Annotated in this window: 13 protein-coding genes; 6 read left to right on the top strand and 7 right to left on the bottom strand. The window is 34.7% G+C overall.

From position 1 onward, the window contains the following. Window positions 1–95: 95 nt before the first annotated feature. Window positions 96–653, bottom strand: a complete 558-nt coding sequence (locus JOC76_RS26310) for a LysE family translocator (protein ID WP_205181774.1) — start codon at window positions 651–653, stop codon at window positions 96–98. A 105-nt stretch (window positions 654–758) separates the two neighbouring features. Between JOC76_RS26310 and JOC76_RS26305 the strand changes: the two genes are divergently transcribed. Further along, on the top strand, window positions 759–1,457 hold the full coding sequence (locus JOC76_RS26305; protein ID WP_205181773.1) for a Dph6-related ATP pyrophosphatase: 699 nt from the start codon (window positions 759–761) through the stop codon (window positions 1,455–1,457). Between the two features lie 77 nt (window positions 1,458–1,534). Here JOC76_RS26305 and JOC76_RS30985 read toward each other — a convergent pair whose 3' ends face one another. From JOC76_RS30985 to JOC76_RS26290, 3 genes are read right to left on the bottom strand one after another with little or no spacing between them, the layout of a single operon-like run. Further along, on the bottom strand, window positions 1,535–1,627 hold the full coding sequence (locus JOC76_RS30985) for an IS3 family transposase (RefSeq protein ID WP_205181779.1): 93 nt from the start codon (window positions 1,625–1,627) through the stop codon (window positions 1,535–1,537). Window positions 1,628–1,633: 6 nt separating this feature from the next. Continuing rightward, the gene (locus tag JOC76_RS26295; RefSeq protein ID WP_205181778.1) at window positions 1,634–2,461 is read right to left on the bottom strand and encodes an IS3 family transposase; all 828 of its coding nucleotides are present in this window, start codon (window positions 2,459–2,461) and stop codon (window positions 1,634–1,636) included. 1 nt (window position 2,462) lies between these two features. Further along, window positions 2,463–2,927 (bottom strand): helix-turn-helix domain-containing protein, encoded by a 465-nt coding sequence (locus JOC76_RS26290; protein ID WP_205181772.1) that lies wholly within the window; start codon window positions 2,925–2,927, stop codon window positions 2,463–2,465. A 325-nt stretch (window positions 2,928–3,252) separates the two neighbouring features. Between JOC76_RS26290 and JOC76_RS26285 the strand changes: the two genes are divergently transcribed. After that, on the top strand, window positions 3,253–4,437 hold the full coding sequence (locus JOC76_RS26285) for an MFS transporter (RefSeq protein WP_205181771.1): 1,185 nt from the start codon (window positions 3,253–3,255) through the stop codon (window positions 4,435–4,437). 41 nt (window positions 4,438–4,478) lie between these two features. On the opposite strand, the gene JOC76_RS26280 is transcribed toward JOC76_RS26285, so the two are convergent. After that, window positions 4,479–5,027 carry a TetR/AcrR family transcriptional regulator gene (locus JOC76_RS26280; RefSeq protein WP_205181770.1) on the bottom strand — a complete coding sequence of 183 codons (549 nt, stop codon included), beginning with the start codon at window positions 5,025–5,027 and terminating at the stop codon, window positions 4,479–4,481. A gap of 326 nt (window positions 5,028–5,353) precedes the next feature. Between JOC76_RS26280 and JOC76_RS26275 the strand changes: the two genes are divergently transcribed. Beyond that, a complete protein-coding gene (locus tag JOC76_RS26275; RefSeq protein WP_205181769.1) occupies window positions 5,354–6,091 on the top strand; it encodes an SDR family oxidoreductase in 738 nt (245 codons plus the stop codon). Between the two features lie 389 nt (window positions 6,092–6,480). Beyond that, window positions 6,481–6,816, top strand: coding sequence for a thioredoxin family protein (locus JOC76_RS26270; RefSeq protein WP_205181768.1), 336 nt, complete (start codon window positions 6,481–6,483; stop codon window positions 6,814–6,816). Window positions 6,817–7,164: 348 nt separating this feature from the next. Here JOC76_RS26270 and JOC76_RS26265 read toward each other — a convergent pair whose 3' ends face one another. Then, the gene (locus tag JOC76_RS26265; RefSeq protein WP_205181767.1) at window positions 7,165–7,650 is read right to left on the bottom strand and encodes a PTS sugar transporter subunit IIA; all 486 of its coding nucleotides are present in this window, start codon (window positions 7,648–7,650) and stop codon (window positions 7,165–7,167) included. A 538-nt stretch (window positions 7,651–8,188) separates the two neighbouring features. On the opposite strand from JOC76_RS26265, the gene cyoE reads away from it, so the two are divergent. Next, the gene (cyoE, locus tag JOC76_RS26260) at window positions 8,189–9,067 is read left to right on the top strand and encodes a heme o synthase (protein ID WP_205181766.1); all 879 of its coding nucleotides are present in this window, start codon (window positions 8,189–8,191) and stop codon (window positions 9,065–9,067) included. Between the two features lie 66 nt (window positions 9,068–9,133). On the opposite strand, the gene JOC76_RS30980 is transcribed toward cyoE, so the two are convergent. Beyond that, window positions 9,134–9,364, bottom strand: coding sequence for a hypothetical protein (locus JOC76_RS30980; RefSeq protein ID WP_372442015.1), 231 nt, complete (start codon window positions 9,362–9,364; stop codon window positions 9,134–9,136). Window positions 9,365–10,059: 695 nt separating this feature from the next. On the opposite strand from JOC76_RS30980, the gene JOC76_RS26250 reads away from it, so the two are divergent. Next, window positions 10,060–10,521 (top strand): GNAT family N-acetyltransferase, encoded by a 462-nt coding sequence (locus JOC76_RS26250; RefSeq protein ID WP_205181764.1) that lies wholly within the window; start codon window positions 10,060–10,062, stop codon window positions 10,519–10,521. Window positions 10,522–10,632 lie beyond the last annotated feature (111 nt).

Here is a 10,632-nt window from a genome sequence, read left to right as displayed (position 1 = left end):
AGACGCTCCTACCCTTTTAAAAAAGTTGAATGAGCTGCGTCTATTTAAGTGTTGCCATTTTTCGGTCCTTACAGAAGTTAATTTTCATGGTAGTGCTATAACCAAAAGGAATATATTCCAAATAAAAAAATGATAAGATCCGATAATCGGTTAATCCATATTAAGGTTTGTTTTTTTAGAGCTTCCTTGAAAAGCCCCACAACAAAACATAGTATAAGCCACCAAATTCCTGAGCCAATAAATACACCTAAAACTAAAGTGACCACTGATCTTTCATTAGCTTGAGTAAGTCCCAATCCGGAAAAAATGCCATCAAAAGGAAATATGGTCATAGGGTTTGTTAGAAAAACTGAGGCATATTCCCCAAATAAATGCTGACCTTCGACTTGTGCAGGGTTTTCCGATGCTTTAGATATGGCTATTTTTATTCCTAAATAACAGAGGAATGCTCCCCCTGCTAAATGAAACCAAAACTGCTCTTCTATAAAAAATTTTGTAATAAAAGTTAAACAAAGCCCTGCAATAAGTCCATAAACGGCATCCACACTTGCCGCCCCAACTCCCGACACAATTCCATATACTACTCTTTCAATCATAGAGTTGATATTTTTCAATAAAAAAAAGCTTCGTTTGATCATCATATTTTTAATCAAATTTGAACCAATCTTTTAAATAGATGGACGCCACAATATATTGGACATTAGAATAACTATAGAGAAAGAAGATGACTTAATAATCATCTGAGAAAGGATGAGACCATGGAAGAATCAATCCTTGAAAATATCGTAGTTGCCTTTTCATCCGGAAAAGACTCCGTTTTCTTAGTCAAGCAATTGTTAAAGGATCCAAGGTATAAAATCATATCGTTAGTGACAACCTGTACGAACAATGGAAACGTCACTAGTCACCACATTGATGAACAGCTAGTAGAAAAACAAGCAGAAGCCATCGGACTGCCTCTATACAAAATAAAAATGAGCGATTTTACCACAGAGAATTTCGAAGATGGTTTAATCAGTACCATGGTTTATTTCAATAAACATTTCGGTGTTACAAAAATCGCATATGGTGACTTATTTTTGGAAGAGGTTAAGACCTATAAAGAAAAATTACTCGCGAAATACGGATTTGAATTGCTGCTGCCCTTATGGGGAAGAAATACGGAAACATTAGCTCGACAATTAGTGGAAGAAGGATGGAAAGCTGCTGTCATATCCATAGATTCAACAAAATTATCGTCCGAGTTTTTAGGAAAAAACTTGACAAAAGAATGGCTGGAAGCATTGCCTCCTGATGTAGACCCATGTGGAGAGTACGGCGAGTACCATACCTTTGTATATGATGGGCCAATCTTTCAATATCCTATTCCAATAGAAATTGACTTTCAAATTATAAATGAAAGGGATCGTTGGAAATTCGTTGGAATTAAATTAAAAGGCGAGGAAGGTATGAGTTGATGATGTTATAAAAAATACTTTTAGAAATGTGAAAAAGCAACGGAAATGAGGTGACCCCCGAAAGTTAGAGTTTTATATTATGCAACTAATTGGCTGGTGTGGATATGGTATTGTACCGGACTCATGCCTGCCAATTTTTGCTTTATACGCTTGTTATTATAATAATTGATATATTCTTAGATTCTCTTTTTTAATGCCTCAAATGTGCACAGTGCTTCTCCGTAATACATTTCTTGTTTCAATAAGCCGAAAAAGTTCTCCATGGGCGAATTATCTAAACAGTTTCCTTTTCGCGACATACTCTGGAACACCTTGTTTTCTTTTAGCGTTTTTACCCATTTATTATGTTGATAATGCCATCCTTGATCAGAATGTATGGTCGTTCTGAACGTTGAATTTTTTACGATTTCTAGTGCTTCCTCAAGAGGCTTGAGCGCTAATTCTAAGGTTGGGAGCATACTTATCCCGTAAGATAGAATTTCACCATTGAACATATCCATTATTGGACTTAGATACAGTTTTACATTGTCTGAACACTTTAACTCTGTAAAATCGGTGGTTAATTTTTGATGACACACGTTTGTATGAAAGCGACGATTGATACGGTTCTTGGCAACAGCACCAGTGGTACCCTTGTAAGAACTGTATTTGCGTGATTTTAAAGTGAATTTATCTCCTTTGATTCCGAGTTTATTCATGATGCGTTGCACCTTCTTATGATTCACTTCTAACCCACGGTTTTCCAATTCTAATTGAATACGACGATAACCATAATTTCCGTTATGTTCTTCGAAAATGGAATGAATAATTTCCTCTAACTCTTGGTCTGAATTTTCCTTCTTCATCATTTTTATATGATAATGATAAGAGGATTCTGGAATGCCGACCATATGTAAAACATCTTTTAATTTGAAGGTTTCTTTGAGTTCGAATGATAGAGCTGCTTGTGCTTTTCGAGATAGCCTTTCGGATCCATCTGAAAAGCTCGCAACTTTTTTAAGTATTCTACCTCCAAACGAAGAAGTTCGTTTCTCTCTCCAATTTTTGTTCGTATGTTAATTCTTTTTCTTCTGTAATTTTTTTATTTCCGCTGTTCTTAGCTTTACCTGACATGGATGGCTGTCCTTTCGGTCTATCCAGGGCCTCGGCACCACCCTCCACATAGGCTTTCTTCCACGAAGCTATCATAGAAGGGTTAGTTAACCCAAAATGAAGGGCTGTATCAACCTCTGAAGAACCTGTTCTTTTCATAAAGCTTAATACATCCAGCTTGAATTGAACAGAGTAAGTTTCCTTACTCTCCTTTTTCATTAAACCTTTCTCTCCAAATTTTTCGTAAACTTTTACCCATCTCATAATGCGAGTATGGTCCTTCATATTATGCTTTTGTGCTAAAAACCTATATCCTAATTTACCTTCTTGATACTCCTTTACTAACATTAACTTAAATCCTTCACTATACTTAGCCATAAAGAAACACCCCAAAAATTAGATTTCACTCTAACTTTTGGGGTGCAGTACATTATTCCGCTGCCTTTTTCACTATTGCTACCTTTTAGCTTAGGTACAATTCTTCACAATATAAGTTTTTCCTCACCCACTTTAAACATGTTAAAATCAACAATTATTCCTGCAGATAATCAACAATTTCGATTCATTTGTTGAATAAACATCAAATCGCATGGAATTAGCGATTGAAAATAGCCCGTTACTTTATATAATGATAGACAGACGTTGTTTAAACAACATGAAGGGTTTGTAAACTTTATCATTAGTAAAGTGGGGGTGTATTTTTTTGGAAGAACGAAATAATTTATTGATTTTTATATTGACTATAGGAGTTTTCGGCATCTTAAATACCGAAATGGGAGTTATCGGGTTATTGCCTTCCATAGCTGAGCATTTTCATGTAAGCATATCAACAGCAGGATTGGCCGTTAGTTTTTTTGCCATTGCAATCGCAGTATCTGGCCCTACAATGCCGTTATTGTTTTCAAGTATAAATCGTAAGAAGGTCATGATACTTGTATTAGGAGTCTTCGTTTTAGGAAATATTGTATCCATATTTACATCTAACTTTACCAATCTATTAATTATTCGAATATTGCTTGGCCTTTTTCATCCTATTTATTGTTCCATGGCATTTACGGTAGCTGCATCTTCCGTACGTGAGGAAGATGCTCCGAAAGCCGTTGCTAAAGTATTTATAGGAGTATCTGCAGGCATGGTTGCAGGTGTACCGATTGCAAGTTTTATTAATAATGCCGTTTCATTTGAAATGGCTATGGCGTTCTTTGCCATTGTTAATGCTTTAATGTTCATTGCTACATTGATTTTTGTACCATCTATCCCTGTTGAAGAAAAGATTTCTTATGGCACGCAACTTGCTGTATTAAAAAAACCCATTATATGGGTTTCCATCGTGACTGTTATTTTATTAAACTCGGCTGTATTTGGTGTTTATAGTTATATCGCTGATTATTTGAAAACAGTAACGAATATGTCTCCGAATATCATTAGTTTAACGTTATTCATTTTTGGTGGAGCTAATATTATTGGAAACATTGTCTCAGGAAGATTGCTTACTCATAGCCCCAGCAAATCTGTAGTATTTTTTCCTTTGTTAATGGGTGTCGTTTATATCATTTTTTTCTTATCAGGACAGTCTACCGTACCAATGTTAATGATAACGATCATTTGGGGCATATTGGCTGGAGGAATAATGGCCAATATTAATCAATATTTGATTGCTTCTTCCGCTCCCGAAGCACCTGATTTTGCCAATGGATTATTTATATCATCCTGTAACGTAGGAACAACATTGGGTGCTACTGTAGGCGGGTTATTTATAACAGCAATGGGGACACAATACGTTGTGTTAGTGGGAATCCTATCATTAATATTAGGTTTGGTAACTATTTTACTTAGAACCTACATGTTGACTCCTACACAACAACTTTCCAAAATAGTTTCCAAATAAGAAAAGGCTAGGTATGGAAAATACCTAGCCTTTTCTTATAACTATAGAATCCTCTCTAGCAAAATCCCCAATTCCTTTGCCATTACAATAGGCGGAGAAGGCATCCCATCCTTTAGCCATTTTTCCAACGCCCCTACATACGCATTTGCAGCAAATGTAACGATAGTATCTTCACTTAGACCTTCATTTTTTCCATTTGTTTTGTGCAACTCTTCCTTGAATCCTTCGATTGAATACTCTAGGAACTTACTACGAAAAGATGGAGTTGCTTCTTTGCTCGCCAACATCGTTGAAAAGAATAAATAATTCTTCTCAAAGTATTCAAAAAATATCTGGATGGCATCTACCCATTCCTCTTGACATGCCCATTCACTTGTTTCCTTAAGCTCGTTTATATATTCATCTATCATCTTATCTAGTAGATCGTATTTATCCAAGTAATGCAGATAAACAGTACTTCGATTCACATTTGCCCTGTCAGAAATATCCTGAATGGTAATGTCATCAAATTTCTTTTCACTCATAAGTTCAAGAATTGCCTTTTTTATCGCCTGTTGAGTTTTGAGTACTCTTCTATCTACTTTCGGCATTGTTACATCACCATACTTTCTTATAGATTACTTTGTTGGATAAACAACGAATTGCGTTGAATTGGCTACTAACCAATGTAGGGCTTTGGACTACAAAATAGAAAAAAATTCTTGGTACCTAAAGTTCTTAAAAAAATCCCTTATAAATAATCAACATTTTTGGTTTATTTGTTGATTATACAACTAATTAAGATTATTTAACGATTGAAAGCACTTTATTTCTCTTTATAATTATAAACAGATGTTGTTTAAGCTATCAATGATGTTTTTGATTAACTGTGTGTAAGAAAATTGTCTTTTTAATAATGAAAGGATGTTTATCATTTATGTCTACAATTCAAGATAAAATAGTTGTCATTATGGGTGCATCAAGTGGAATTGGTGAAGCAACCACCAAGAAACTGGGTGAACAAGGAGCAAAACTAGTCATTGCGGCTCGTCGTGAAGACCGCTTGAAAGCACTTGTTGAATCATTACCAAACACTGATATTACTTATGCTGTTGCAGATGTAACCAATAAAGACGAGGTTCAATCGGTTATCGATTTGGCAAGAGAAAAATATGGCCGTATAGATGTGCTATTCAATAACGCTGGGATCATGCCGCAAGCTCCGCTTTCTGACTTGCGTATAGAGGAATGGCGTCAAATGTTGGACATCAATATCATGGGTGTTTTAAATGGAATAGCTGCCGTGTTGCCCATCATGCAAAAACAACAATTTGGTCATATTGTTACGACTGCCTCTGAAGCTGGACATGTTGTTTTTCAAGAAGGTGCCGTTTATAGTGGGACCAAGTTTGCTGTTCGTGCCATCATGGAAACTTTGCGACAGGAGGAGAGGAAAAACAAAATTCGCAGCACGCTGATCTCTCCAGGAACGGTAGATACTGAGCTTTATACAACCATTAGTAATCCTGATAGACGTAAATGGATAGAGAATCTTCAACATACTATCGGTTTAAAATCAGAAGATGTAGCAGATGCAGTAGCATACGCCATAAGTACACCCGATACGGTTAATGTAAGTGAAATTCTCTTGGTTCCAGCTACAAAAGTTGACTAATGATATTAAAACTATAAGTGATAAAGATTGGGCCGAAAACATCTAAAGGTCTTTCATACTTCTTTCGATTATGGAGATACATGAGCTTTCAGATGAGGTCTAACTAAAATAATAAACTGCCCTAATAATTGGGGGCAGTTTTTTTAAAAAAGAGTGAACTCCCATTTTTATAGTTCGCATGCTCTTCTTAATGCACCAATATCTTCTTCCGATCCACATTTCTCTCGATAGGAAATTCCCCTTTTCATTGCCTCTTTTCTTAACTATCGTTATTCTTATTTTTTGTTGATCCCTAAACATGTTATTTGTTTTCCTATTTGGATTATTATAGTATTAAATCACTACCTTATTTGTATGGAATAGGTAGATAGAAAGAGAGGTGTCGTTTTATGAAAGAAATCAAATCAGAAAAAGATTATCGTGAACAAATTTCTCAGGACCAGATATCTGTTGGCATTTTCACCACTACCTGGTGCCCCGACTGCAAAAGATTAAACATGTTTATTGATGAAATTATTGACGAAAATCAAGATAAACAATGGTTTAAGATTGACAGTGATGACTTCCCTGAGATTTCCGAAGCACAACAGGTGATGGGGATTCCTTCCCTATTAGTGTTTAAAAATGGAGAAAAACTTGCTCATTTACACAGTGCAAATGCCAAAACTCCCGAACAGGTTCAAGAATTTTTTAGCAATTTGCAAATTTCTTCTAATAAGAATTGATTAAGCCCTCATATAAGGGCTTTTTCTAATGAGTCTGTTAAAAAAATTTGTTAAAAAAAGATCCTATTTTTGAAATGATACCTTATGAGAAATAGGATATAGAGATGACTGATTCTACATAAAGTCCATTTTCTGACAAATCAGAGTCATGAGGAATTACTTTAATTATAAAAAAAAGAACCGCAGAAACGGTTCTTTTCACATTATTATAAGGAATAGAAGGAAAGCCATTGCTAGTACCAAAATAGCTACTAATTCATTACCTGCACTATCACTAAAAATAGCTGCATTGTTATTTATTTTCTTAATAACTTCCGTAGAGATCCTCTACCTTTTTTAATCTATTTTCTATTTTTTGGTGCAACTAATAACTACCGTTTCTCCTGAAAGAACCTCATTATTCTCTAAAACATTTAGATCATAATCTGCACTATTCGTAATAACCATTGGTGTTGTCAGTATGATATTTTTTTCCTTTAGGGAACTACGGTCAACACGAAGAATTGGCGTTCCTTTTTTTACTTTTTCTCCCTGGTCTACAAGTTTTTGAAACCCTTGACCATTCAAGTTAACTGTATCCAGCCCAATATGAATTAATATTTCTGCACCATTTTCTGCTGTAATACCAAAAGCATGTAACGTTTCTGCCACTAAAGTAATAGTCCCCTCACATGGTGCACAAACGAGATCTTCGTCCAATTCGAATGCTACTCCATCACCCATCATTTTGGAACCGAAAACTTTGTCAGGAACATTTTCTAAGTTCATCATACGACCGGTAACAGGTGCATAAATTTCGACGTTTTTGCTTTTCTTTTGAAACATTTTAAACATTTCAACTACCTCCTAAAGATATTAACGAAAATATTATTCTAGCTAAAGATAGCGTAAAACTGTATCATTGATGAAGCCTCTTAAAGAGTAGCTCTCATTGATCACCTATAGATGTTATTATATGATGACACAAAAAAACTCTTTAGCAAACATCACATAATACAATTCTAGCTAAAAATAGCCTAAAATGTATCATTGGTGAAGCCTCCTAAAGAGTTACTCCCGTTGATAACGACTTTATTTTAGCTAAACCTTATTGAATTGTCAACGAAATATTCAATTTTTCTGATTTTTAGGTTGATATTCTGGTCAAATGGTAGATCTTTGTAGAGACCTAGGTAATAGGGATAATGAACAATTGTTTATCACCAAATTCAATTCTTTAATGAGTTAAGAAACTTAAAAATAGCATTAAGTATATGACGACAGAACTTGAAGTGTTACTAGAAAATCAAACCATAGGCATTCGAAGAATATTTGTGTTAAAATGAATAGTCTGTTGGATAGAAAAAGAGAGAGAGGGGTATATACGAATCAAATGGAAACTAAAACACCTAAGAATTTCTTTAAAAACCTAATCAGCCTCATTAAAGGGAAAGTCTTTGTTATCAATGTGCTTCCAGTGTTGGCAGGATATTTTTTATCTTCGCATATCAATCATCTTCCACTTGCTGAACATATTGCCTCTTTCTTTGTTACATTAATAGGAAGTGCTTTTGTCATTGCTGGTGCTTTAATGTTGAATAATTGGTACGAAGCCGATTTAGATAAATTAATGGAACGAACTAAAAAAAGACCGAGTGCTACTGGAGAGTTCAGCAAGAAGTTTGTTTTAACTTTAGGAGTTACAACAAGCATAATCGGATTTTTAATATTGCTTTTTACTAATGCCGAAGTGTTACTATTTTCATTCCTTGGTTGGTTTTTTTATGTGGTCTTGTATACATTTTGGAGCAAACAAAAATACTCATGGAACACGATTATTGGTGCCGTATCAGGATGCGTTACACCGTTAATCGGTTGGTCTGTGATTTCTAGTAGTTTTCAACTTATTCCTATGATGTTGGCAATCATCGTATTCATTTGGCAAATGCCCCATACTTATTCCATCGCCATACGAAGATTTGATGATTACAAACGGGCAGGATTTGCTATGTTACCTGTTGTATCGGGTATCAAGAAAACGAAAATACACCTTCTATTTTATCTGATTTGTTTGATTCCAATCCCATTCTTCATGAAATCTCTTGGTTTGTTTTTCATCGGATTTATGACACTTTTAAATATCGGATGGATCATCTTATCTATTAGAGGATTTGCTACACGAAACGAAGAACATTGGGCGAAAGGGATGTTTAGATACTCGGTAATTCATATGATGTTATTTCTTATATCTATTATTGTGATGTCAATTTAAAAAGAACGGCGGCCCAAAAGCTAGATTTCATCCTAACTTTTGGGCTGCAGCCCCTGTTAATACTTTTTATATAAAACCGATACCAATTCCAACACAACTTCCGCATCTGAATCCGCCACATCCAAATCCTCCACAACCAAATCCGCCGCAACGGAATCCTCCACAATGGAATCCCCCGCAATGGAATCCTCCACAATGAAATCCTCCTCCACAGCGTCCGAAATGACGAGGATCTTCTAGATATTGTTGTCCATAAGGATTAATTGGGATTAGCCCCCCCACTTGGTATTGATCCATGCCCAACATTTGTAATTCATTTTGAAAATTTTGCAAAGTTACCCCCCCTATATAAATATCTTAAAACAGATATTAAACTGAGAGTTTCATTAAGATCATTTTTATTTTTGTTTGGAAAAACATAAATATCTCTGGTACTCTCTTCAACAAGGTATGATTCAAATTAGGTCACTGTTACTGATTTAGGTGCCTATTTCTAATTGTGAAATCCTATGGACAACATTAGTAGAGTGAGACTTTTTAGTAGAATATGAAATTATTTACTTACAGTGGGGTAAAAAAGAATTGAGTTTAGTTCAGCAGATTATCATTAGAATTACCGTTTAATGTGGTCAGGCTGTATCAACATTGAAAAGTAGGTCAAAATCAACATTCACTTCATCTATCTAGAAATGTTAATATTCCTTTCTATAATACCGTTTTATTATCTTAAATTTCTCCCTTGGAAGGCCGTCATTCTACGTTAAATTTTTTTGATAATGCCGTTTCCGAACTCACGAAATTTTTTAAGGTTTGTATTTCAAGATATTTGCAAAGGTACAGATTACTTATCTCAATCAAGCTCACGATAAATGAACAAATTTAATTAAAATGTTAGCCCTTATTTCCTATAACAGAGGAATTTATCACAAAATTAACTGAACAATAAATCAGATGCTCATATAATGACAGAAATGGCATAAGAGGTGGAGAAATTGAAATTTAAAATTATACCATCAAAGCATATGGAAGCATACGAATTGTTAAAGTTACAAAAAGAAGCTTTTCATTCCGACTTAATCAAATATAAGGATTATTTTCAAAGTCCAGCTGCTGAATCATTGAATTATTTTATTTTAAAAATGCAAACCTCCTTACACTATTCTATATTCGTTGATGGCAGGCTTGCAGGTGGAATCTGTGTTGTAAAGCAAACAAAAGATCATTATTATTTGTATCGTATTTTCCTTGGGTCTGAATTTCAAAATAAAGGTTTGGGATCAAAAATATTACAGGAATTAGAAAAACAATTCCCTCATGTAAAAAAATGGTCACTTGATACACCTAAAGACAACCGTAGAAATCGCCATTTTTATGAAAAACTTGGCTATATAAAAACAGGTGAACAACAAATAACCAAATACTTGACACTTATTTTTTATGAAAAGAATTTATAGTCCTTTTGACAATAGCTGGGATAAAACCAAACGGGGAGTGGAAATATAAGAATAAAGAGCAAAATGGGAAAGAATTAACCCTCTAGGGTGGTCTTTCTTCAGCAACTAAAT

This window comes from Neobacillus cucumis (assembly GCF_016908975.1).
Lineage (GTDB): Bacteria > Bacillota > Bacilli > Bacillales > Cytobacillaceae > Neobacillus > Neobacillus cucumis.
The sequence above is the reverse complement of the archived record's forward strand: the minus strand, read 5'-3'. Positions and strand labels throughout refer to the sequence as shown.